At 72.4% G+C, this 22,976-nt stretch carries 22 protein-coding genes; 8 read left to right on the forward strand and 14 right to left on the reverse strand.

Features of this window, described 5'->3' with window-relative positions; all coding sequences use genetic code 11:
- Nucleotides 1-957 (reverse strand): AraC family transcriptional regulator, encoded by a 957-nt coding sequence (locus KV106_RS17795; protein ID WP_261211413.1) that lies wholly within the window; start codon nt 955-957, stop codon nt 1-3.
- A gap of 99 nt (nt 958-1,056) precedes the next feature.
- Between KV106_RS17795 and tehA the strand changes: the two genes are divergently transcribed.
- From tehA to KV106_RS17825, 6 genes are all read left to right on the forward strand, one after another.
- Nucleotides 1,057-2,073 (forward strand): dicarboxylate transporter/tellurite-resistance protein TehA, encoded by a 1,017-nt coding sequence (tehA, locus tag KV106_RS17800; protein WP_261211414.1) that lies wholly within the window; start codon nt 1,057-1,059, stop codon nt 2,071-2,073.
- Nucleotides 2,074-2,142: 69 nt separating this feature from the next.
- On the forward strand, nt 2,143-3,063 hold the full coding sequence (gene cysK, locus KV106_RS17805) for a cysteine synthase A (protein ID WP_057593936.1): 921 nt from the start codon (nt 2,143-2,145) through the stop codon (nt 3,061-3,063).
- 95 nt (nt 3,064-3,158) lie between these two features.
- A complete protein-coding gene (locus tag KV106_RS17810) occupies nt 3,159-4,805 on the forward strand; it encodes an NAD(P)/FAD-dependent oxidoreductase (protein WP_261211417.1) in 1,647 nt (548 codons plus the stop codon).
- Nucleotides 4,806-4,812: 7 nt separating this feature from the next.
- Entirely contained in the window at nt 4,813-5,382 is a 570-nt protein-coding gene (locus KV106_RS17815) for a VUT family protein (RefSeq protein WP_261211418.1), read from the forward strand.
- Between the two features lie 23 nt (nt 5,383-5,405).
- Nucleotides 5,406-6,032, forward strand: a complete 627-nt coding sequence (locus KV106_RS17820) for a flavin reductase family protein (RefSeq protein WP_261211420.1) — start codon at nt 5,406-5,408, stop codon at nt 6,030-6,032.
- A gap of 71 nt (nt 6,033-6,103) precedes the next feature.
- Nucleotides 6,104-7,090, forward strand: a complete 987-nt coding sequence (locus tag KV106_RS17825) for a ProQ/FinO family protein (RefSeq protein ID WP_261211422.1) — start codon at nt 6,104-6,106, stop codon at nt 7,088-7,090.
- A 10-nt stretch (nt 7,091-7,100) separates the two neighbouring features.
- Here the strand turns inward: KV106_RS17825 and KV106_RS17830 are convergent, their stop codons facing one another.
- The 5 genes from KV106_RS17830 to pyrC all read right to left on the reverse strand — a co-directional run bounded on the left by KV106_RS17830 (nt 7,101) and on the right by pyrC (nt 11,355).
- On the reverse strand, nt 7,101-7,562 hold the full coding sequence (locus KV106_RS17830; protein ID WP_261211423.1) for a DUF4304 domain-containing protein: 462 nt from the start codon (nt 7,560-7,562) through the stop codon (nt 7,101-7,103).
- A gap of 109 nt (nt 7,563-7,671) precedes the next feature.
- On the reverse strand, nt 7,672-8,544 hold the full coding sequence (gene htpX / locus KV106_RS17835) for a protease HtpX (RefSeq protein ID WP_057593941.1): 873 nt from the start codon (nt 8,542-8,544) through the stop codon (nt 7,672-7,674).
- 182 nt (nt 8,545-8,726) lie between these two features.
- Nucleotides 8,727-9,479: a DUF3025 domain-containing protein gene (locus KV106_RS17840; RefSeq protein ID WP_261211426.1), complete on the reverse strand. Its 753-nt coding sequence runs from the start codon at nt 9,477-9,479 to the stop codon at nt 8,727-8,729.
- 11 nt (nt 9,480-9,490) lie between these two features.
- Nucleotides 9,491-10,327 carry an NYN domain-containing protein gene (locus KV106_RS17845; protein ID WP_261211427.1) on the reverse strand — a complete coding sequence of 279 codons (837 nt, stop codon included), beginning with the start codon at nt 10,325-10,327 and terminating at the stop codon, nt 9,491-9,493.
- Nucleotides 10,324-11,355, reverse strand: a complete 1,032-nt coding sequence (gene pyrC / locus KV106_RS17850) for a dihydroorotase (RefSeq protein ID WP_261211428.1) — start codon at nt 11,353-11,355, stop codon at nt 10,324-10,326. Before pyrC ends, KV106_RS17845 begins: the two co-directional genes overlap by 4 nt.
- A gap of 199 nt (nt 11,356-11,554) precedes the next feature.
- Between pyrC and KV106_RS17855 the strand changes: the two genes are divergently transcribed.
- Nucleotides 11,555-13,381 (forward strand): ATP-binding response regulator, encoded by a 1,827-nt coding sequence (locus KV106_RS17855; protein WP_261211429.1) that lies wholly within the window; start codon nt 11,555-11,557, stop codon nt 13,379-13,381.
- 6 nt (nt 13,382-13,387) lie between these two features.
- On the opposite strand, the gene KV106_RS17860 is transcribed toward KV106_RS17855, so the two are convergent.
- The 5 genes from KV106_RS17860 to KV106_RS17880 form a co-directional block, all read right to left on the reverse strand.
- Complete coding sequence (locus KV106_RS17860; protein WP_261211432.1) at nt 13,388-14,830, reverse strand: UdgX family uracil-DNA binding protein; 1,443 nt, start codon at nt 14,828-14,830, stop codon at nt 13,388-13,390.
- A gap of 11 nt (nt 14,831-14,841) precedes the next feature.
- Nucleotides 14,842-16,095 (reverse strand): putative DNA modification/repair radical SAM protein, encoded by a 1,254-nt coding sequence (locus KV106_RS17865; RefSeq protein ID WP_261211434.1) that lies wholly within the window; start codon nt 16,093-16,095, stop codon nt 14,842-14,844.
- Nucleotides 16,096-16,199: 104 nt separating this feature from the next.
- On the reverse strand, nt 16,200-16,883 hold the full coding sequence (gene ligK, locus KV106_RS17870) for a 4-carboxy-4-hydroxy-2-oxoadipate aldolase/oxaloacetate decarboxylase (RefSeq protein ID WP_057595500.1): 684 nt from the start codon (nt 16,881-16,883) through the stop codon (nt 16,200-16,202).
- Nucleotides 16,876-17,946: an amidohydrolase family protein gene (locus KV106_RS17875; protein WP_261211435.1), complete on the reverse strand. Its 1,071-nt coding sequence runs from the start codon at nt 17,944-17,946 to the stop codon at nt 16,876-16,878. Before KV106_RS17875 ends, ligK begins: the two co-directional genes overlap by 8 nt.
- A 16-nt stretch (nt 17,947-17,962) precedes the next feature.
- A complete protein-coding gene (locus tag KV106_RS17880; RefSeq protein WP_261211436.1) occupies nt 17,963-18,946 on the reverse strand; it encodes a Bug family tripartite tricarboxylate transporter substrate binding protein in 984 nt (327 codons plus the stop codon).
- Between the two features lie 109 nt (nt 18,947-19,055).
- On the opposite strand from KV106_RS17880, the gene KV106_RS17885 reads away from it, so the two are divergent.
- Nucleotides 19,056-19,829, forward strand: coding sequence for an IclR family transcriptional regulator (locus KV106_RS17885; RefSeq protein ID WP_057595462.1), 774 nt, complete (start codon nt 19,056-19,058; stop codon nt 19,827-19,829).
- Here KV106_RS17885 and KV106_RS17890 read toward each other — a convergent pair whose 3' ends face one another.
- From KV106_RS17890 to leuC, 3 genes are read right to left on the reverse strand one after another with little or no spacing between them, the layout of a single operon-like run.
- Nucleotides 19,830-20,852, reverse strand: a complete 1,023-nt coding sequence (locus KV106_RS17890; protein ID WP_261211438.1) for a tripartite tricarboxylate transporter substrate binding protein — start codon at nt 20,850-20,852, stop codon at nt 19,830-19,832.
- Nucleotides 20,849-21,526: a 3-isopropylmalate dehydratase small subunit gene (gene leuD, locus KV106_RS17895; RefSeq protein WP_261211441.1), complete on the reverse strand. Its 678-nt coding sequence runs from the start codon at nt 21,524-21,526 to the stop codon at nt 20,849-20,851. The genes KV106_RS17890 and leuD overlap by 4 nt, the downstream gene beginning before the upstream one ends.
- Nucleotides 21,523-22,929, reverse strand: coding sequence for a 3-isopropylmalate dehydratase large subunit (gene leuC, locus KV106_RS17900; protein WP_261211442.1), 1,407 nt, complete (start codon nt 22,927-22,929; stop codon nt 21,523-21,525). Before leuC ends, leuD begins: the two co-directional genes overlap by 4 nt.
- Between the last annotated feature and the right edge of the window lie 47 nt (nt 22,930-22,976).

Raw genomic sequence — 22,976 nt, forward strand, 5'->3', positions numbered from 1 at the left:
TCAGCCGGCCGCTGCCGCCGCGGCGCGCCGGAAGCGCCCCGGCGTGAGGCCCGCGTGGCGCGCGAAGGCGCGGTTGAACGCGGCCTCGGAGCGATAGCCAACGGCCTCGCCGACCGAGGCCGTGTCCTGCCCGCCCTGCGCGAGCAGCCGTGACGCGAGCTCCATGCGCAGGCTGGTCAGCAGCTCGAGCGGGCCGGTGCCCGTGCGGCGCGCGAACTCGCGCGCGAAGGTGGCGCGCGAGAGGTGGCAGCGCTCGGCCAGCGAGGCCACGGTCCAGTCGTGCTGCGGCGCGTCGAGCATGGCCTTGAGCGCGCCCGCCAGCCGCGGGCTGGCCATCAGGCCCAGCACGCCCGAAAGCTCGGGCCGGGTGTCGAGGCAGGCGCGCACCGCGAGCGTGAACAGCGTGCCCGAGAGCTGCGCCACGATGGCCTGCGCACCGGCGTTCTGCTGCTCGATCTCGTGCGCCATCAGCCGCACCAGGCCCTGCAGCCAGCCGTACTCGGGCCGCTGGCCGAAGGGGATCACCAGCGGATCGGGCAGCGCCTCGAGCAAGGTGCTGCGGCGCCGGCCCGGGAACTCGAACTCGCCGCAGAGGATGTCGGTGTCGGCCTTCGCGGGGCGCGGCAGGTTGGTCTTGAGGTCGACCAGCTCGCCCTTGCGCAGGCGGATCGGGCGCATGTCCTCTTGCGGCTCTCGCGGCTGCGGCCCGAGCCCCGCGGTGCGCAGCACGTGCGCCTGGCCCCGCGGCAGGATCACGAGGCTGCCCTCCTCCAGCGGCAGCAGCGTGCCGCTGGCCGGCAGCCACAGCTCGCAGCGCCCGCGCATCAGGATGTGGAAGGGCGCGCGCCACGGGCCGATGGCCTCGTGCGGCGCGGCCCAGTCCTGGCCGAACAGGCAGCGCAGGTCCATGCGGCCGCGCGGGGCCAGCCAGTCGACGAGTTCGCTCAGGGCATCCATGGTGTGAGACGTTGGAGCAATTTTTGTAGCCAGATCGGCATTCAAAATCCTAGCACGCAGGCCTACAGTTCATTCACCGACTTCCACGAGGTGAACAGAATGACTTCCGATCTCGTCCCCGCCGCTCCCACCGCCGCACCCGCGGCATCGGCCCGCGGCCCGATTCCCGTCTCCTTCTTCAGCATCGCCGTCGGCCTGCTCGCGCTGGCCGCGGCCTGGCGCGTGGCGACGCCGCTGTGGCAGCTGCCACCCGAGGCCGCGCAGGCCCTGACCTGGGCCGGCATCGCCGTCTGGCTGGTGCTGCTGGCGCTCTACGCCGCCAAGTGGCTGCGCCATCCCGACGAGGCGCGCGCCGAGCTCGAGCACCCGGTGCAGTCGTCGTTCGCGGCGCTGGGCCCGGTGGCCAGCATGCTGGCGGCGGTCGCGCTGCTGCCCTACGCACGCCCGGTGGCGCTGGCCGTGTTCGCGCTCGCGGTCACGGCGCAGCTCGCGCTCGGCCTGCGGCTCTATGGCCGCACCTGGCAGGGCGGCCGCACGCCGGCCTCGGTCACGCCGGCGATCTACCTGCCGGCGGTGGCGCAGAACTTCGTCGCCGGCACCGCGGCCGCGGCCTTCGGCTGGCCGCAGCTGGGCGTGCTGTTCTTCGGCGCGGGGCTGTTCTCGTGGCTCGCGCTCGAATCGCTGATCCTGCACCGCGCCGCGACGCAGGAGCCTCTGCCAGAGGCGCAGCGCCCGCTGCTGGGCATCCAGCTCGCGCCGGCCGTGGTCGGCGGCGGCACCTGGCTCGCGGTCAACGGCGGCGTGCCCGACCTGTTCGCGCAGATCCTGCTGGGCTACGGCCTCTACCAGGCCCTGCTGCTGCTGCGCCTGCTGCCGTGGATCTCGCGCCAGTCGTTCACGCCCGGCTACTGGGCCTTCAGCTTCGGCGTGGGCGCGCTGCCGACGCTCGCGATGCGGCTGGTGGCGGCCGGCGCCACGGGGCCGGTGCGCTGGCTCGCGCCGCTGCTGTTCGTGGCCGCCAACGCGATCATCGGACTGCTCGTGGCGCGCACCCTGGCGCTGCTGGTGCGCGGCCGGCTGCTGCCGGGCGTGCCGGTTGCAACACCTTCGCGCTGAAAGGTCCTCACAATGCGTTCTGTCGTCGCGACACCCATCGAACCGAACGCATCCAAGGAGATTCCATCCATGAAGGCCCAGAACATCCTCCAGACCATCGGCAACACGCCGCACGTGCGCATCCAGCGCCTGTTCGGCAACGCGAAGCAGCAGGTCTGGGTCAAGGCCGAGCGCGCCAACCCCGGCGGCTCGATCAAGGACCGCATCGCGCTCGCGATGGTGGAGGACGCCGAGAAGAGCGGCGCGCTCAAGCCCGGCGGCACCATCGTCGAGCCCACCTCGGGCAACACCGGCATCGGCCTGGCGATGGTCGCGGCCGTCAAGGGCTACAAGCTGATCCTGGTGATGCCCGACAGCATGTCGGTGGAGCGCCGCCGGCTGATGCTGGCCTACGGCGCCACCTTCGACCTGACGCCGCGCGCGGGCGGCATGAAGGCCTCGATCGCGCGCGCCGAGGAGATCGTGGCGGGCACGCCCGGCGCCTGGATGCCGCAGCAGTTCAACAACCCGGCCAACGTCGAGGTGCACGTGCGCACCACGGCCGAGGAGATCGCGGCCGACTTCCCCGAAGGCATCGACGTGCTGATCACGGGCGTGGGCACCGGCGGCCACATCACCGGCGTGGCGCGCGTGCTCAAGAAGAAGTGGCCGAAGCTGCAGGTGTTCGCGGTCGAGCCCGTGGCCTCGCCCGTGATCTCGGGCGGCCAGCCCGCGCCGCACCCGATCCAGGGCATCGGCGCCGGCTTCATCCCGAAGAACCTCGACACCGCGCTGCTCGACGGCGTGCTGCAGGTCGATGCCGAGCCCGCGCGCGAGATGGCGCGCCGCTGCGCCACCGAGGAAGGCATGCTGGTGGGCATCTCCTCGGGCGCCACGCTGGCGGCCATCGCGCAGAAGCTGCCCTCGCTGCCCGAGAACGCGGTGGTGCTGGGCTTCAACTACGACACCGGCGAGCGCTACCTGTCGGTCGAGGGCTTCCTGCCCGCCTGATCCCCTCGCTTCCCCGCGTTGCGGCCAGCTATCCCTTTGATAGCGGCCCAACGCGTAAAATCGTCGGCCTGCTTGATAACCACAAGCCCCACGACATGCTGAGAATCTCCGAACTCAAACTTCCGCTCGACCATGCGCCCGAGGCGCTGGCCGCGCTGATCGCCCGCACCCTCGAGGTGCCGCCCGAGGCGATCGCCTCCCACACCGTCTACAAGCGCAGCTTCGATGCCCGCAAGGCCGAGCTGCTGACGGTCTACATCTGCGACGTGGCGCTCGCCGACGCGAAACGCGAGGCCGCGCTGCTCGCCAAGCACGCCGGCCATCCGCACATCCAGAACGCCCCCGACATGCGCCACACGCTGCCGGCGGACGTGCCCGCGGGCGCGAGCCGCCCCGTGGTGATCGGCTTCGGCCCCTGCGGCATCTTCGCGGCGCTGATGCTGGCGCAGATGGGCCTGCGCCCGATCGTGCTGGAGCGCGGCAAGACCGTGCGCCAGCGCACCAAGGACACCTGGGGCCTGTGGCGCAAGAGCGTGCTCGACCCCGAGTCGAACGTGCAGTTCGGCGAGGGCGGCGCCGGCACCTTCTCCGACGGCAAGCTCTACAGCCAGATCAAGGACCCGCGCTTCCTCGGCCGCAAGGTGATGGAGGAGTTCGTCAAGGCCGGCGCGCCGCCCGAGATCCTCTACGTCGCGCATCCGCACATCGGCACCTTCAAGCTGGTGAAGGTGGTGGAGAACATCCGCGAGCAGATCGTGGCGCTCGGCGGCGAGATCCGCTTCGAGCAGCGCGTGACCGACGTGCGCATCGAGGATGGGCAGCTGCGCGGCCTCACCGTGCTCGACCAGGCCACCGGCCGGAGCCACGAGCTGCGCGCCGACCACGTCGTGATGGCGCTCGGCCACAGCTCGCGCGACACCTTCGCGATGCTGCACGAGCGCGGCGTCCACATCGAGGCCAAGCCCTTCTCGATCGGCTTTCGCGTCGAGCATCCGCAGGGCCTGATCGACCGCGCGCGCTGGGGCCGCCATGCGGGCCACCCGATGCTGGGCGCGGCCGACTACAAGCTGGTGCACCACGCGAGCAACGGCCGCTCGGTCTACAGCTTCTGCATGTGCCCGGGCGGCACGGTGGTCGCGGCCACCAGCGAGCCGGGCCGCGTGGTCACCAACGGCATGAGCCAGTACTCGCGCGCCGAGCGCAACGCCAACGCGGGCATCGTGGTGGGCATCGACCCGCGCGACTACCCCGAGGGTCCGCTGGCCGGCATCGCGCTGCAGCGCGCGCTCGAGTCCAACGCCTTCGTGCTCGGCGGCGGCGACTACCGCGCGCCGGGCCAACTGGTGGGCGACTTCATCGCCGGCAAGCCCTCCACCCAGCTCGGCGAGGTGATGCCCTCGTACAAGCCCGGCGTGACGCCGACCGACCTGCACCGCGCGCTGCCCGACTTCGCGATCGAAGCGATGCGCGAGGCCTTCCCGGCCTTCGGCCGCAAGATCAAGGGCTTCGACCTGCACGACGCGGTGCTCACCGGCGTCGAGACGCGCACCTCCTCGCCGATCAAGATCACGCGCGGCGAGGACTTCCAGAGCCTCAACGTGCGCGGCCTCTATCCGGCCGGCGAAGGCGCGAGCTACGCGGGCGGCATCCTGTCGGCCGGCGTGGACGGCATCAAGGTCGCGGAGGCCGTGGCGCGCGGCCTGCGTGCCGAGGCCGAACGGCAGCGCACCGCCGCCGTCTGAGAACGCCATGACGACGACGCACGACCGCGCCCCCCTCGCCTTCGCACGACCGGGCACCGGCGCCTTCGCGCTCGCCATCGGCGCGATGGCGCTGGTGGTGCTCGCCTCCAACATCCTGGTGCAGTTCGCGATCAACGACTGGCTGACCTGGGGTGCCTTCACCTACCCGGTCGCCTACCTCGTGAGCGACCTCGTCAACCGGCGCTTCGGCCCCGGCATGGCGCGCCGCGTGGCCTGGATCGGCTTCGCGGTGGCGGTGGCGGTGTCGCTGCTGCTCGCGCCGGCACGCATCGCGCTGGCCTCGGGCAGCGCCTTCATCGCCTCGCAGCTGCTCGACATCCGCGTCTTCGACCGCCTGCGCCGCGGCCTCTGGTGGCGCGCGCCGCTGGTGGCCACCGTGGTCGCGGCGGTGCTCGACAGCATCGTGTTCTGGGGCATTGCCTTCGCGGGCACCGAGGGCCCCTGGCTCACCTGGGCGCTCGGCGACCTCGGCGTGAAACTCGCGGTCGGCGTGTTCATGCTGCTGCCGTTCCGCCTGCTGATCGGCCGCCAGGCGATGCGCCCGGCCCTGCGCTGACCGAAGAACCCGGGGTCCCTTCCATGCAGGACGACGACCGCTTCCATTTCTACGAGCCCGCGCTGGGCCACGGCCTGCCGCACGATCCGTTCAACGCGATCGTCGGCCCGCGGCCCATCGGCTGGATCTCCTCGCACGATGCGCGGGGCGTGCTCAACCTCGCGCCCTACAGCTTCTTCAACGGCTTCAACTACACGCCGCCGATCGTCGGCTTCGCGAGCATCACGGCCAAGGACAGCCTGCGCAACATCCGCGAGACCGGCGAGTTCGGCTGGAACCTCGCCACGCGCCCGCTGGCCGAGCCGATGAACCAGAGCTGCGCCGCGGTGCCGCCCGAGGTCGACGAGTTCGCGCTCGCCGGGCTCACGCCCGCGCCTTCGCGCCGCATCGCGGTGCCGCGCGTGGCCGAGAGCCCGGTGTCCTTCGAATGCCGGCTGACCCAGATCGTGCAGCTGCAGGCCGCCGACGGCCGCGCCATCGAGACCTGGCTGGTGCTCGGCGAAGTGGTGGGCGTGCACATCGCGCGCGAACTGCTGCGCGAAGGCATCTACGACACCGCCGCGGCGCAGCCGATCCTGCGCGGCGGCGGCCCGGCGGACTATTTCGAGATCCGGCACGACAATCTGTTCAAGATGTTCCGGCCCCGCTGACGCGCACCGCGCGCCGCCCACCGACTTCCAACCCCTAATTCCGACTTCGCGCCCCGCGCCGAATCCCGAGCATGACCGACGCCCCCACCACCGCCCCGAAGACGAATCCGCGCAACAAGCCGCGTGGCCCTCGCCCGGACCTGGCCTCCCAGCTGCAGCAACTGCGCGGCGGTGCCGATGCCGCGCAGGAGCCCGGCGCCGAAGCCGCGCCCGCGGCCGGCGCCCGCCCCGAGGGCCAGGCGCAGCGCGACAACAACCCGCGCCGCAAGCCCCAGCGGCCGCAGCGCGGCCAGGGCCCGCGCGGCCCGCAGGGCGCCGCGCCGCAGCGCCAGCCGCAGGCCCAGGCGCAGCCCCAACAGCCCGAGCGCCCGGCGCGCAAGGTCAACCCGGTGCTCGAGCGCCTGTTCGAGCTCTATCCGCAGCTGTTCGGCGCGCGTTTCGTGCCGCTGAAGCTCGGCGTCTACGAGGACCTGCTCGCGCGCCATCCCGAGGACTTCAAGGCCGAGGACCTCAAGGTCGCGATGGGCCAGCATGCGCGTTCCACGCGCTACCTCGAGAGCGTGGCCGCCGGCCATCCGCGCCACGACCTCGACGGCAACGCGCTCGATCCGGTCGCGCCCGAGCACGTGCACCACGCCATCCTCGAGCTGCACCGCCGCCGCTCGCAGCGCACCGAGGGCGACCTGCGCCCGCAACTGGTGGCGCGCATCGCGCGCGCCATCGAGAGCTCGGGCCTGGACCGCGAGGCCTACGCCGTGCTCGTGCGCTCGCGCGACGAGAAGGCCAATGCCGTGGTCGACGAGGCGCTGGCCGAACTGGCGGCGCAGGCCGCCAAGCGCGAAGCCCTGCTGCGCGCCTTCGAGGCCAGCGGCCGCGGCGAGCAGGAGTTCGCCGACATGTACGGCATGAAGCCCGGCGAGGTGACGCGCACGCTGCAGCGCGCGCGCAAGGAACGCGAGGCACCGGCGCCCGCTGCGGCGGTGGTGGCGCAAGCCGAAACCGTGGCCGCGCCCGAGGCGGCGGCGCCCGCTCCGGAAGCCGCGCCCTCCGCGGATTGAGCGCCCGGCCCTACGGCATCGCGCCGTAGGGCGAGAGATTCGGCCCCACCTCGCCGCGCGCCAGCCAGGCCTCGACCTGCGGCAGCAGCCCGACGACCGTGGCGGCGACCGCCCGATAACCCGCGGCATCGTCGCCCCGCCCCGCGTACGAGAACCAGTCGGACGGCTGGCTGCTGAGGCCGCCGACCTGCTGCAGCCGCGCGCGGTTCTCGAGCGGTGCGTGCTCGAGCAGCAGGTCGCGCTGCGGCACCAGTTCGCCCCAGCTCGTCATCTTGTCGCCCGGCGGCTGCCACGCGGCTTCGAGGAAGAAGGAAGTACCGGCCTTGTCGTACTGCATGCTGATGAAATGCAGCACCTCGGCACGGTCGCGCCGATAGCGCGGAAAGCGGCCGTCGAACCCGCTCTCGTTCAACACGGGCACCAGGACGGCCTTGAGCGCGGCGGACATCTGCTGGCTGGGCGACTTGGACATGATGCGGCACTCCTGAGAATCGAGGGGGCCGCAGTGTAGAAGCACCATGAAAAAAGCCGCCACCCGAAGGTGGCAGCCGTATGCCTCGAGGCATGTTCCGAGGTCGATCTCAGCGCGCGTTCTGCAGCGCCGCGATGCGCTCCTCGATCGGCGGGTGGGTGGCGAACAGCTTGCCCATGGCGCCGGTGATGCCCATCGCCTCGACCGCCTTCGGCAGTTCGCCGGCCGGCAGGCCGCCCAGGCGCGCGAGCGCGTTGACCATCGGCTGGCGGTTGCCCATCAGCGCGGCGGCGCCGGCATCGGCGCGGAACTCGCGCTGGCGCGAGAACCAGGCCACGACGATCGCGGCGGCGAAGCCCAGCACGATGTCGAGCACGATGGTGCTCACGTAGTAGCCGATGCCGGGGCCCGAGGAGCGGTCGTCGCCGCGGCGCAGGAAGCTGTCGACCGCGTAGCCGATCACGCGCGAGAGGAACACGACGAAGGTGTTCATCACGCCCTGGATCAGCGTCATCGTGACCATGTCGCCGTTGGCGATGTGGGCCACCTCGTGGCCGATCACGGCCTCGACCTCTTCGCGCGTCATGTTCTGCAGCAGGCCGGTGGACACCGCCACCAGCGAGGAATTCTTGAACGCGCCGGTCGCAAAGGCATTGGGCTCGCCCTCGAAGATGCCGACCTCGGGCATGCCGATGCCGGCCTTGTCGGCGAACTTGCGCACCGTGCCGACGATCCAGGCCTCGTCGGGCGTCTGGGGGTTGTCGATCATCTGCAGGCCCGCGGTCCACTTGGCCATGGGCTTGCTGATCAGCAGCGAGATGATCGCGCCGCCGAAGCCCATGATCAGCGCGAAGCCGAGCAGGGCCGTGAGGTTCAGCCCGTTGGCCGTGAGGAAGCGATTGACGCCGAGCAGGCTGGCGACCACGCCGAGCACCGCGACGACCATCACATTGGTCAGGACGAACAGAAGGATACGTTTCAAGTTGAATTCTCCGTGGGGGAACGCTGCCGACCAGATGAGGGCCTTGCGGCCCGCTTCAAGCCGTTCCTGCCGCGTTCGCCTCCCTGCCTGGGTTGTTGTTGGTTCTGGAGGAAGGCGTCGCGCGCGGCCGTGCGGCGGCAGGCGGGTAGACAGATGATAGGAGCAAAAGTTCTAGCAGCCCGCTATCCGGGGCCTGGCGCGGGGGATTCGGCGGCCGGCCGCGCGGGGCGGAAGACCTGGGCGTCGGCATAGAAATCGGGCGCCTCGTTGCCGGCCCACCAGCCCGGCACGCCGAGCACCGGCAGCGGCACGAAGGGCTTGGCGGCGAGCCAGGCGGGGTCGAGGCGACGCGCGAGCGCCTCGTCGTCCAGCCCATCGATGCCTTCGGTCAGCAGCACATGCGCCGTGGCGGCCTTGCGCGGCGCCACCAGCTTCTCGAGCAGCGCATGGCCGAACACGCGCAGCCGCGCCTGCGCCCACAGCCCGCGCCGCGCGACGAACAGCGCCGGCCAGTCGCGCGCGGCCAGCGCGCGCCACAGCGCGGGCGGCGCCTCGAGCAGCGCGCCGTTCTCGTCGAACAGCGTGAGCGCGTCGCGCAGCGGCCCGCGCGTGGCGCCGACGCCGGCGCGTTCGATCTCCGCGGCCTGCAGTTCGTTGAGACGGCGCTTGGCCCGCGGAAAGGCGCGCCACACGAGGCCGTTGAAGAAGTCGTGCAGGTTGTCGCGCGTGGGCACGGTGCCGGTCTCGAAGACGTGGGCCTCGTAGGCCCGGCCCGCGGGCAGCGCGTGCTGCGGCACGAAGGCCGGCGGCTCCGCGCCCTGCAGCGCCCGCGCCACCGGCAGGCCTTGCGCGATGGCACTGGCCGCCGCTTCGCCCTGCGCGCGGTAGGGCGCGAGCCAGGGCCGGGTCCAGTCGATCGCGGCCGTGCCCGCCATCGCCGGCAGGATCAGGCGGCGTCCGCGCCCGTCCAGCGGATGCGGTCGGGATGCTGCGTGTGCCTGAACTCGGCCGTGAGCTTGTCGAACAGCTTGAGCGAGCTGCCGTTCTTGCCCAGCAGGCCCGCCTCGCGCAGCGCCTTCGCCACCTCGTTGAGCGGCACGTCGGTGCCGGCGCGCAGCGCGGGCACGGCGCGCAGCACGAATTCGGCGGCCTCGGAGATCTCGGGCGCGGGCGGCGGCACCGGCACAGCGGCCACGGGTGCCGGCGCCGCGGCCTTCGCCACCTTTTTGGCCGCCGTCTTCTTCGCGGTCTTGGCGGCCGCCTTCTTCGCCGGCGCCTTCTTGGCCGACGCGGTCTTCGCGGCGGCCTTCTTCGCCGCCGTCTTCCTGGCGGGCACGGTGCGCGCGGCCGGCGCCACGCCGTGGTGCGCGAGGTCCATGAAGCTGTCGTAGATGCCGACCGTCTCCTCGCCCGTCTTGCCCTGCTGGCCGATGCCGCAGACGCGGCAGCCCTTCTCGCGCAGCCGGGTCACCAGCGGCGCGAAATCGGAATCGGAGGACACCAGCACCACCACGTCGGGCCGCTCGGCGATCGCGAGGTCGATGGCGTCGACCGACAGCGCGATGTCGGTGCTGTTCTTGCCGGCCGAGAGGTTGACCATCGGCCGCACCGACAGCCGCTTGAACAGCGCCTGCCGGTTCACGGCCATCTCGGCATTGCAGTAGGCGCGGCGCACGTGGATCGCGCCGTACTCGTCCATCGTGCGCTGCACGGCCTGCTCGATCACGTCGGCCGAGACGTTGTCGGCGTCGATCAGCAGCATCACCCGCAGCGTGGGGGTCATGCGAGTCTCCAGTGGATGGTTTCGCCGCCGCGCAGCGGCTTGAGCGTGGCATCGCCGTAAGGCACGGTCTCGGGCACGGTCCAGCTCTCGCGCTTGAGCGTGACGCTGTCGGCATGGCGCGGCAGGTCGTAGAAGTCGGGACCGTGGAAGCTCGCGAAGCCCTCGAGCTTGTCGAGCGCGCCGGCGTTGTCGAAGGCCTCGGCATAGAGCTCGATGGCGGTCAGCGCGGTGTAACAGCCGGCGCAGCCCAGCGCGTGTTCCTTCAGGTGCGCCGGGTGCGGCGCGCTGTCGGTGCCGAGGAAGAAGCGGTCGCTGCCGCTGGTGGCGGCCTCGACCAGCGCCACGCGATGGGTCTCGCGCTTGAGCACCGGCAGGCAGTAGTAATGCGGGCGGATGCCGCCGGTGAAGATGGCGTTGCGGTTGTACAGCAGGTGGTGCGCGGTGATGGTGGCGGCCGTGAAGCGGCCGGCGTCGCGCACGTAGTGGGCGCCCTCCTTCGTGGTCAGGTGCTCGAACACCACCTTGAGCTCGGGGAAGTCGCGCCGCAGCGGAATCATCACGCGATCGACGAACACGGCCTCGCGGTCGAACAGGTCGATCGCGGGATCGGTGACCTCGCCGTGCACCAGCAGCAGCAGGCCGTGCTTCTGCATCGCCTCGAGCGTCTTGTAGGTCTTGCGGATGTCGGTCACCCCGGCATCGCTGTTGGTGGTGGCGCCGGCCGGATAGAGCTTGAGCGCGCGCACGCCGGCCTCGGCGGCCAGCGCGATCTCCTCGGGCGGCAGCTTGTCGGTCAGGTAGAGCGACATCACGGGCTCGAAGCCGCTGCCCTCGGGCACGGCGGCGCGGATGCGGTCGCGGTAGGCCACGGCCTGGGCCGCGGTGGTCACGGGGGGACGCAGGTTCGGCATGATCAGCGCGCGGCCGAACTGGCGCGCGCTGTGGGGCACGACGGCTTCGAGGGCGGCGCCATCGCGCACGTGCAGGTGCCAGTCGTCGGGGCGGGTGATCGTGAGGGTGTCAGTCATGGCGCGGCGATTGTCGCACCCGCCCTCACGCACCGTGTGGACGCCGGGCCAGGCATGACTTTGGGCACTTACCATGGGGCGAGGGGGCCGCCTAGGATGCGCCGATGACCATGCCGGCGGGCACCATCGGCAGCCGGCCATGGGCCCGGCCGGGCCGCGAACGCGAGACGGGGGAACCACCCCGCGGGGAGACTGCTTGATGAAAGACACGATGCCGGGACGCCTGGCACGGGACGCCACGCTCGAGCTGCGCGTGCTGCGCGAGCACCTGGCCTCGGTCTATGCCGGCCACACGACCGCGATCGCGGCGCACGGCGTCTTCGCGCTCGCGATTGGCGTCTTCGGCTACTTCAACGTGCTGCCCGAGCACCGCGCGCTGGTGCTGGGCATCGTCTCGGCCATCGTGCTGATGGACCTGTACGTGCTGCTGTCGAAGCGCTGGACGCCCGAGGTGCCGCTGGCCGACAGCCCGCGCTGGGCGCGCCGCTACACCGTCCACGTCACGCTGGTCAGCACGGTGACCGCGCCGGCCAGCCTGTTCCTGGTGGCGCTGCAGAGCCCCGCCATGACCACCTTCGTGACGGTCGTGATCATGGGCAGCTGGACCCGCGCGGTGCAGGCGCGCTGGCCGCTCAAGGGCGCGATGTTCGGCTACGGCATCCCGATGATGAGCGGGCTGATCGCCGCGCTGGTCTGGTACGGCCACATGCTGAACTGGTTCCTGGCCGGCTTCGCGCTGCTCAACCTGGTGCTCACGCTGCGCGAGGGCGTGAAGCAGAACGAGCGCCTGACGGCCTCGCTGATCCTGCAGTTCGAGAACGAGGCGCTGGCCGCCCAGCTGCGCGAGCAGGTCGCGGCCACCGAGCGCGCGAGCGCCGAGAAGACCCGCTTCCTGGCCGCCGCCAGCCACGACCTGCGCCAGCCCATGCATGCGATCGCGCTGTTCGGCGCGGCGCTGGGCAGCACGCTGCGGCGGCGGCCCGAGATCCAGAACGTGGAGCGGCTGATGCGCGCGGTCGATGCGCTGGGCGCCTCGCTCGACACCATGCTCGACATCTCGCGCCTCGACGCGGGCGTGGTCCAGGCGGCGCCGCGCGCGCTGTCGCTCGATGCCCTGCTGATCCCGCTGCACCACACCTTCTCGGCACAGGCCGAGCGCAAGCGGCTGCAGCTGCGCGTGCGCGCCAGCGGCCTGTGGATCCACAGCGATCCGCAACTGCTCTACCGCATGCTGTCGAACCTGGTCGACAACGCGCTCAAGTACACGACGCAGGGCGGCGTCACGGTGATCGCGCGCCCGCGCGGCGACCAGGCGTGGATCGAGGTGCGCGACACCGGCATCGGCATCGCGCCCGAGCAGCGCGACCGCATCTTCGAGGAGTTCTACCAGGTCGACAACCTCGGGCGCGACCGCTCGCGCGGCCTGGGCATCGGCCTGTCGATCGTGCAGCGGCTCTCGCGCCTGCTCGGCCACCGCATCGAGCTGCGCTCCCACATCGGGCGCGGCACGCGCTTTCGGGTCGTGCTGCCGCTCGCCGAAGCCTCGGAAGGCTCGGCGGGTGCCTTCAGTCCGCAGGACCTCGAGCTGCCGGTGCGCCAGCGCTTCGAGGTGCCGGCGCTGCGCGGCCGCGTGCTGCTGATCGACGACGAGGAGGAGATCCGCAAGGCCATGACCGAGCTCATGAGCGCCTACGGCATCGAGGTCGCGGCAGTGGCCGACGAGGCCGAGGCGGTGGCCCTGCTGACCGGGCCCGCGGCGCAGGACCCGCCGGTCGCGCTGCTGCTGTGCGACTACCGGCTGTCGAGCGGCGTCGACGGACTGGAGCTCGGCCTGCGGCTGCGCGAGCGCTTCCGGCTCGACGTGCCGATGCTGCTGATCACCGGCGAGACCGCGCCCGAGCGGCTGCAGCGCGTGCGCGCCTCGGGCGTGCCGGTGCTGTTCAAGCCGGTGACCGCGGCCATGCTGATGCAGGCCATGGCCGAGCTGGTGCCGGCCGAACGCCGCGCGGAAGATCCCGGCACCTGATCCCCTTCAGGCAACCGGCGCCGTGTCGCGCGCGCGGGCCAGCTCCTCGCGCCAGCGCGCCTGGGCCGCCTCGCGCTCCGCGTCGGGCAGCCGCAGCAGCGCCGACGGATGCAGCGTGACGAACACCGGCCGCCCGTCCGCGCGCTCGCGCAGCCAGGCGCCGCGCTCGGCCTGCACCGCCACCGGCCGGCCCAGCAGCGCGCGCGCCGCCGTGGCGCCGAGCGCGACCAGCGACTGCGGCCGCACCAGCGCGATTTCGGCATCGAGCCAATGGGCACAGGCCTCGGCCTCGCGCTGCCCCGGCGTCTTGTGGATGCGCCGCTTGCCGCGCAGCTCGTACTTGAAATGCTTCACGGCATTGGCGAGGTAGACGCCCTCGCGCGCCCAGCCGAGCTGCGCCATCGCGCGCTCGAGCAGTTGGCCGGCCGGGCCGACGAAGGGCCGGCCCGCGAGGTCCTCCTGGTCGCCCGGCTGCTCGCCGACCAGCATGTGGCGCGGCGCGAGCGGCCCTTCGCCGCACACGGCCTGGGTGGCGTGCGCGCCGATCGGGCAGGCGCGGCAGGCATGGGCGGCCGCGCGCAGTTCGCCGAGGTCGGCCGGCATCGCGCCCTCGGCCGGAAGCGGGTGCAGCGCCATCGGCGCGCGGATGCGCCGCGCGGGCGTGGCCGGCGCTTCGATCATCGACTGGCTGCGCGCGTCGGCCGCGTCGGCCAGCGGCTGGATCAGCGCGGCCTCGGGCAGGTTGTGCCAGTAGCGGCGCGGCATCTCGCGCTGCATGGTCGCGAACTTGAGCCGCGCGGGATTGAAGATGTGGGCGTAGTAGGTGAGCCAGAGTTGCTCGCCCGCATCGGGCGGCGGCTTCTCGCGGCGGTCGGCGCCCGCGCGGAACGACAGCGCATGGCCGTCCCATTCGACGCAGCGCTCGGGCGTGAGGATGGCCCAGCGCATCTGCGCGAAGCGGCGCGCGAAGAAGTCGGCATTGGCCTCGACGATGCGGTGCTCGGGCTCGAACCACGCGACATGGCGCTCGAGCCCGTCGTCGTCCGTCACCTGCGTGAAGCGCACGAAGGCGCGCATCTTGTGGATGTCGCGGTGCACCGCCTTGGCCATGCGCTGCGCCCGCATCATGTCGGCGTCGAGCGGATCGTGGCGCAGCGCGGGTTCGTGCGCGAGGCGCCAGAGCAGGCGGTAGAGCAGCGCGAAGCGCTGGGGATCGCGGTGCAGGATCACGTCGGCGCACAGCGCGACGAAAGCCGCGGGCACGGGCTGCAACGCCGCGGTCGGCGGTGCGATCGCCTGCTCGGGCGCATCGCCGAACAGGCCCTCTCCGCCATCGGGCCGTGCCACGCCCCACTCGACCTGCTCGGGCGGCACGCCATCGGCCAGCAGCTGCCGCGCGCGGCGCCGGAAACCGTCGAGGTCGACCGCGTCGTCGAGCCGCACCTGCATGGCGATGGCGCTCAGAACAGCGAGGCCTGCCGCGCGGGCTCGGCGCGCGCCGAAGCAGCCATCGCCCCGGCCGCGGGCCGGTGTCCATCGGCCACCACGAAGGGCAGCACCTTGCGCGCGGGCACGTGCAGCCGCCGCAGGTCGTCGGCGCGCACGCGGCGCACGCGCCTGGCCTGCAGCAGCCGATCGACCGCCTTCACGCCCAGGCCCGGCACGCGCAGCAGCAGCTCGCGCGGCGCATGGTTGAGGTCGACCGGGAAGCGCTCCGCATGCGCGAGCGCCCAGGCCATCTTGGGATCGACGTCGAGCCGCAGCAGGCCGTCGCGCTCGGCCACGATCTCGCCGTGCTCGAAGCCGTAGAAGCGCATCAGCCAGTCGGCCTGGTAGAGCCGGTGCTCGCGCAGCAGCGGCGGCGCGGCCAGCGGCAGCGCGCGCGCCGCGTCGGGGATCGGGCTGAAGGCCGAGTAGTAGACGCGGCGCAGCCGGTAGGCGCCGTAGAGCGTGGCGCTGGTCGCGAGGATGGCGCGGTCGTCGGTGGCGTCGGCGCCCACGATCATCTGCGTGCTCTGGCCCGCGGGCGCGAACGGCGGCGGCTTGGCGGCCACGGGCGCCGCGCCCGGCAGCGCGCGGATCGGCACCACGCGGCGCGCCTCCTCGCGCGTGTCGTCGATCTGCAAGCGCAGCCGCGCCATCGAGCGGCGGATCGCGCTCTCGTCCTTCTCGGGCGCCAGCGAGCGCAGGCCCTCGGTGGTCGGCATCTCGACGTTGATGCTGAGCCGGTCGGCATAGCGGCCGGCGCGCGCGATCAGCTCGTCGCTGGCATCGGGAATGGTCTTGAGGTGGATGTAGCCGCGGAAGTCGTGGTCCTCGCGCAGCGAGCGCGCGACCTCGACCACCTGCTCCATCGTGTGGTCGGGCGACTTGACGATGCCGCTCGAGAGGAACAGCCCCTCGATGCAGTTGCGGCGGTAGAAGTCGAGCGTGAGCTGCACCACCTCGTCGGCGCGGAAACGCGCGCGCGGCACGTTGCTCGAGGCGCGGTTCACGCAGTAGAGGCAGTCGTACTGGCAGTGGTTGGTCAGCAGCACCTTGAGCAGCGAGATGCAGCGGCCGTCGGGCGCATAGCTGTGGCAGATGCCCATGCCCTCGGTCGAGCCGATGCCGCGCCCGCCCACCGAGTCGCGCGGCTGCGAGCCGCTCGACGCGCAGGAGGCGTCGTACTTGGCGGCATCGGCCAGGATGGCGAGCTTGTGCTGGAGGTCCATGGGCGGGCGGAAAATACTGTACGTTTATACAGATGTTAACCGTCCCGTCGCCCCGATGGCCCTGCGGCCATGCGCGCGGGTCGGGCATTGCCCGCCGCGCCCTTTCAGTCGATGTAGCGCAGCCCCGCCGCCGCCAGCGCCGGCCGCATGTCGTACATGTCGAGCCCGAGCACGCCGCTCGCGAGCTTCTCGCGCTTCGACGTCTCCAGCGCCTCGCGCTGGCGCGCCTTCTCGAGCGTGGCCGCGGCCATCGCGCGCGGCACGCAGACCACGCCGTCGTCGTCGGCCACGATCGCATCGCCAGGCTGCACCGACATGCCGGCGCAGACCACCGGGATGTTGACCGAGCCCAGCGTGGCCTTCACGCAGCCCTTGCTGCTGATGGCCTTGCTCCAGACCGGAAAGTCCATCTGCTGCAAGGTGCGCACGTCGCGCACGCCGCCGTCGATCACCAGCGCGCGCGCGCCGCGGGCCTGGAAGCTGGTGGCCAGCAAGTCGCCGAAGAAGCCGTCGCTGCTCGGCGCGGTGACGGCCGCCACCACGATGTCGCCGGGGCGGATCTGCTCGGCCGCGACGTGCAGCATCCAGTTGTCGCCCGGATGCAGCAGCACGGTGACAGCGCTGCCGCTGACCTGCGCGCCCGAGTAGATCGGCCGCATGTACGGCGCGAGCAGGCCGACCCGGCCCATGGCCTCGTGCACCGTGGCCGAGCCCAGCGCCGCGAGGGCGTCGACGACCTTCGCGTCGGCGCGTTCGATGTGGCGATGGACGACGCCGAGTTCATGCATGGCGGGCTCCTTGCGAGGAATGAGATTGGGGATCGAACAGCCGGCCGCGCGCGTTCAGTTGCGCATCGAGCCGCGGAAAGACGCGGCGCGCATTGCCTTCGTAGACCTGCGCGCGCTCGCCGGCGCTCAATGCGGCGGCCTCGATGTAGCGCCGCGTGTCGTCGTAGGCGTGGCCGGTCTCGGGATCGATGCCGCGCACGGCGCCGATCATCTCGGAGGCGAACAGGATGTTCTCGACCGGGATCACGCGCGCGAGCAGGTCGATGCCCGGCTGGTGGTAGACGCAGGTGTCGAAGAACAGGTTCTTCAGCAGGTGCTGCGCGAGCGGCGGCTTCTTCATCGCCTGGGCCAGCCCGCGAAAGCGCCCCCAGTGGTAGGGCGCGGCACCGCCGCCGTGCGGGATCACGAAGCGCAGGGTCGGGAAATCCGCGAACAGGTCGCCCTCGATGCACTGCATCACGGCCGTGGTGTCGGCATTGAGGTAGTGCGCGCCCGTGGTGTGGAAGCAGGCGTTGCAGCTGGTGCTCACATGGATCATGGCCGGCACGTCGAGCTCGACCATCTTCTCGTAGAGCGGATACCAGTGGCGGTCGGTCAGCGGCGGGCTGTTCCAGAAGCCGCCCGAGGGATCGGGGTTGAGGTTGACGCCGACGAAGCCGTAGTCGCGCACGCAGCGCTCGAGCTCGGCGACGCACGAGGCGACCGGCACGCCCGGCGACTGCGGCAGCATCGCCGCGCCCGCGAAGCGCTCGGGGAACAGCGTGCTCACGCGGTGGCACAGCTCGTTGCAGATCGCGGCCCAGGCCGATGACACGGCGAAGTCGCCGACGTGATGCGCCATGAAGCTCGCGCGCGGGCTGAAGACGGTGAGGTCGATGCCGCGCTCGTCCATCAGCCGCAGCTGGTTGCCCTCGATGGATTCGCGCAGCTCGTCGTCGCCGATGCGCAGCTCGGACGCGGCCGGCGCGGGCCGCCCCGCGCCGAAGGCCTCGACCTGGCGCCGGCGCCAGGCCTCGAGCGCGGCCGGCGCGGTGGTGTAGTGGCCGTGGCAGTCGATGATCATGAAGTCGACGCCGTGCTCAGTCGGCCTTGATGTCGGCCGCGCGGATCACCTGCTCCCACTTGGCCGATTCGCTCTTGAGGAAGGCCGCGGCCTCCTGCGGGCTCGAGGGCGTGATGACCGCGCCGAGCGCGCCCAGCTTCTCGCGCGTGCCGGCATCGGCCAGCGCCTTGCGCGTCTCGGCATTGAGCTTGGCGACCACCTCGGGCGCGGTGCCGGCCGGCGCGAGCAGCGTCCACCAGACGCTGGCGTCGAAGTTCGGCAGGCCGGCCTCGGCCATGGTGGGCACGTTCGGCAGCATCGGCGCGCGCTGGGCGCCGCTGACCGCCAGCGCGCGCAGCCGGCCCGACTGGATGTGCGGCAGCACCTCGAGCGGATTGAGCAGCATGAACGAGGTGCGCCCGGCGATCAGGTCGACCAGCGCGGGCGAGCCGCCCTTGTAGGCCACGTGCAGCGCATCGAACTTGCCGACCGAGGCCAGCAGCGCGCCGGCCAGGTGGCCCGAGCTGCCGTTGCCGGCCGAGCCGTAGCTCATGTCGCCGGGCTTGGCGCGCGCGGCCGCGAGCAGCTCGGGCACGGTCTTGTAGGGCGCGCTGGCCGGCACCACCAGCACCAGCGGTGCATAGCCGAGGCGCGCCACGGCGACGAAGTCGCGCAGGCCGTTGAACGACAGCTTGGGATAGAGCGTGTTGTTGGTCACCACGCCGTTGGCCGCCACCAGCAGCGAGTAGCCATCGGGCGCCGAGCGCGCGACGTTCTCGGTGCCGATGTTGGCGTTGGCGCCGGGCCGGTTGTCGACGATCACCGGCTGGCCCATCTGCGTCGACAGCCGCTCGCCGACCACGCGGCCCACGGTGTCGACCGCGCCGCCGGCCGCGAAGGGCACGACCAGGCGGATCGGCTTGCTCGGATACGGCGCCTGCGCGAGCGCCAGCGAGGGCGCGGCGAGGCAGGCCAGGAAGAGCGCGCCAAGGCGGCGGCGCAGCGGGGCGATGGGTGTCATGAGCGGGTCTCCTGCGGATGTTCGAAGCGATGGGGCCCAGTGCCCCGGGAAAGCCGCGAGCCTAGGATTCGCAACGCGGCCGCACAATGCCGTTCCACTCCGCGAAACGATGGCCTCCTCCGCACGCGCCCCCACCCGCACCGCCAAGCCCGTGCCGCGCGCCGAGGGCGTGACCGCGGTGGCGCGTTCTCTCGCCATCCTCGATGCCTTCGGCACCGCCGACGCGCAGCTCGCGCTGGCCGAGATCGCGCGCCGCACCGCGCTCGCCAAGCCCACCGCGCTGCGGCTCGCGCGCACGCTGGCCACGGCCGGCTACCTGGTGGCGCTCGAGGGCGGTGCCTGGCGCCTGGGCCCGGCGGCCGCGCGGCTGGGCGCCCGCTACCAGCGCGCCTTCGACCTGCGCAACGTGATCGAGCCGGCGCTGCAGCAACTGGCCGAGCGGACCGGCCACAGCGCCTCCTTCTTCGCGCTCGAGGAAGGCCAGCGCGTGCGCCTGCTGCGCGTGCGCGGCGCCGACGGCTTCGTGAGCCCGAGCCGCGTCGGCGAGCCGCTGCCGCTCGAGCGCGGCGCGGCCGGCCAGGTGATCCTCGCGTTCTCGGGCGCGCCGGGCGCCGCGCTCGACGCGATCCGCCAGCGTGGCCATCACCTGACCGTGGGCGAAGCCGACGCGGCCGCCGCGAGCGTGGCCGCGCCGGTGTTCGCCGCGCGCGGCACGGTGCTGGGCGCGCTCAGCGTGGCGGTGCCGGCCGATGCGGCCGCGGCCGGCGAACTCGCGCGCCATGCGGCCACGCTGATGGAGGCGGCACGCAGGTTGTCGGATGCGCTCGCGGCCACGCGCTACGAACCGCTCGAAGGCCGCGCGCGCAGCCAGTGGCACCCTTAACTAGTCGGCCTTCACGCCCGCGGCCTTCACCACCGGCGCCCACTTCACGATCTCGCTGCGGATCGTCGCCTCGAACTCGGACGCGCTCGAGCCCACGGGCTCGACGCTGAGCTCGGCCAGGCGCTGGCGCACCTCGGGCAGCTGGATCACCTTGACGAGGTCGCCCGACAGCCTGGCCGCGATCGGCGCGGGCAGGCCGCGCGGCGCGACGAAGCCGAACAGGCTCTCGAGCGAATAGCCGGGAATGGTCTCGCCGACGGTCGGGTAGTCGGGGTAGATGCGGCTGCGCTTCGCATTGGTCACGGCCAGCACCTTGAGCTTGCCGGCCTTCACGTGCGGCAGCGCCGAGTCGAGCAGCACGAAGCCCACCTGCACGCGACCACTGAGCAGGTCGTTGTACGCGGGCGCGCTGCCGTTGTAGGGGATGTGGACCATGCCGGTCTCGGCGCGCACGTTCATCATCTCGCCCGCCAGGTGAGTGGCGGTGCCGATGCCCAGCGAGGCATAGCTGACCGAGCCCGGCTTGGCGCGCGCCTTCGCGATCAGCCCGGCCACGTCGTTGGCGGGGAACGAGGGAATGGCGACCAGCGCGATCACCGGGAAGCCCAGCAGGCTCAGCGGCGTGAAGTCCTTCGTGGCGTCGTACGGCAGGTCGTTGCGCAGCGAGGGATTGATGGTGAAGGCGCTGATGACGATGCCGAAGGTGTAGCCGTCGGCCGGCGCCCGCGCGATGGCCTGGGTGCCGACGATGGTGCCGGCGCCGGGCTTGTTGTCGACGATCACGCTCTGGCGCCAGAGCTCGCCGAGCTTCTGCCCGAGCAGGCGGCCGATGACGTCGGTGGCGCCGCCCGGCGGCAGCGGGATCACCATCCGCACGGGGTGCGAGGGAAAGGTGGAAGCGGGCTCCTGCGCCAGCGCGCGCAGCGGCAACGCGCCGCTGGCGGCGAGGGCGGCGCCGGCGCGCAGCAGGCCGCGGCGGGTGGCGGCTGCCGGTGGCAGGCGCGGGGGTTGTTCGGGTGTCACGGTGTCTCCTTATGGGTATGGGGGGCGGGGTCGGTGGCGAGGCTCGGGCGCCGCGCGCCGTCGAGGTGCAGCCAGGGATGCAGCGCCCTGTCGCGGCGCTGGAAGGCGTCGATCTCGGCGCCGCGCGCGAGCGTGAGCTCGAGGTCGTCGAGGCCGCGCAGCAGCCCCTCGCGGCGCCGCGGCGGCAGGGCGAAGGGCAGCGTCGGCAGGCCCTCGCGCCGCACGGTGCAGGCCTGCAGGTCGACCGTGAGCACGGCATCGGCGCCCTCGGCCACGGCGCGCGCGAGCACCTCCACCTGCGCGCGCGGCAGGCGCACCGGCAGCAGGCCGTTCTGGAAGCAGTTGCCCTGGAAGATGTCGCCGAAGCTCGGCGCGACGATGCAGCGGATGCCCAGCGCCATCAGCGCCCACACCGCGCCTTCGCGCGAACTGCCGCAGCCGAAGTTGTCGCCCGCCAGCAGGATGCCGGCGCCGCGGTAGCGCGGCTGGTTCAGCACGCAGGCCGGGTCCTCGCTGCCGTCGGCGCGAAAGCGCAGCGCGGCCAGCGCATGGGGGCCGAGCTCCTCGCGCGGCACGCCACCGAACAGCGGCTCGACGCGCACGATCAGGTCGGTGTCGATGTTGTCGCGCACGAGCGGCGCGGCGGTGGCCGTGAGCACGCCGAACGGGCTCATGGCCGGGCCTCCATGGCGCGCGGATCGACCAGGCAGCCCGCGATGGCGGAGGCGGCCGCGAGCTGCGGGCTCGCGAGATGGGTGCGCGCGCCCGGCCCCTGGCGGCCGACGAAGTTGCGGTTCGAGGTCGACACCACGCGCAGTCCCGGCGGCACGGCCTCGCCGTTGGCCGCCACGCACAGCGAGCAGCCCGACTCGCGCCATTCGAAGCCGGCGTCGAGGAACACACGCGCCAGCCCCTCGGCCTCGGCCTCGCGCTTGACCAGCTCCGAGCCCGGCACGATCCAGGCGCGCACGCCGCTCGCCACGCGCCGGCCGCGCACGGTCTCGGCCGCGAGCCGCAGGTCGGAGATGCGCGCGTTGGTGCACGAGCCGATGAACACCCAGTCCACCGGCGTGCCCGCGATCGCGTCGCCCGCGCGCAGGCCCATGTAGTCGAGCGCGGCCTGCCGCGCGGCGCGCTGCGCCGGATCGCTCGCGGCCGCCGGGTCGGGAATGCGCGCGTCGATGCCGATGGTGTCCTGCGGGCTCGTGCCCCAGGTGACCTGCGGCACGACCTCCGAGACGTCGATGCTCACCTCGCGGTCGAACACCGCGTCGTCGTCGCTGCGCAAGGTGGCCCAGTGCGCCGCGGCTTGGTCCCATTGCGCGCCGCCGGGCGCGAACGGCCGGCCGCGCACGTAGGCCAGCGTGCGCGCGTCGGGCGCGACGATGCCGAAGCGCCCGCCCATCTCCACCGACAGGTTGCACACCGTCATGCGCGCCTCGATGTCGAGCGCGTCGATGGCCGCGCCCGCGTACTCGACCGCGCAGCCCGAGGCCCCGGTGGCGCCGAGCCGGCCGATGGCATGCAGGATCAGGTCCTTCGCGCTGGTGCCCGCGGGCAGCGTGCCCTCGAAGCGGATGCGCATCTGGCGCGGACGCTGCAGCACGATGGTCTGGGTCGCGGCCACGTGCTGGAACTCGGTGGCGCCGATGCCGAAGGCCAGCGCGCCGAGCGCGCCGTGGGTGCAGGTGTGGCTGTCGCTGCAGACCACCGAGGCGCCCGGCAGCGTGAGCCCGAGCTCGGGCCCGACCACGTGCACGATGCCCTGCCCCGGCTGGCCGACGTCGAACAGGCGGATGCCCTGCAGCCGCGTCTCGTGGCGCAGGTCGGCCAAGTAGCGGATCGCGTTGGGCGTGTGGCCCTCGCGGCCCGGCGCGGTCGACACCGTGTGGTCGGGCATCGCGAAGGTCAGCTCGGGATGGCGCACCGGCAGCCCGCGCCGGCGCAGCGCGGCCAGCGCCTTGCTGCCGGGATCGCTGACCAGGTGGCGGTCGACATGCAGCAGCGAGAAGCCGCCGCCCAGGTCGGACACCACGTGGGCGTCCCATATCTTCTCGAAGAGCGTGCGGCCGGGCATGCGGGGTCGGTCGGCGTGAGCCGTCGTGGAGCGTTGTTGGTCCTATT

Source organism: Variovorax endophyticus (genome assembly GCF_025376855.1).
Lineage (GTDB): Bacteria > Pseudomonadota > Gammaproteobacteria > Burkholderiales > Burkholderiaceae_C > Variovorax.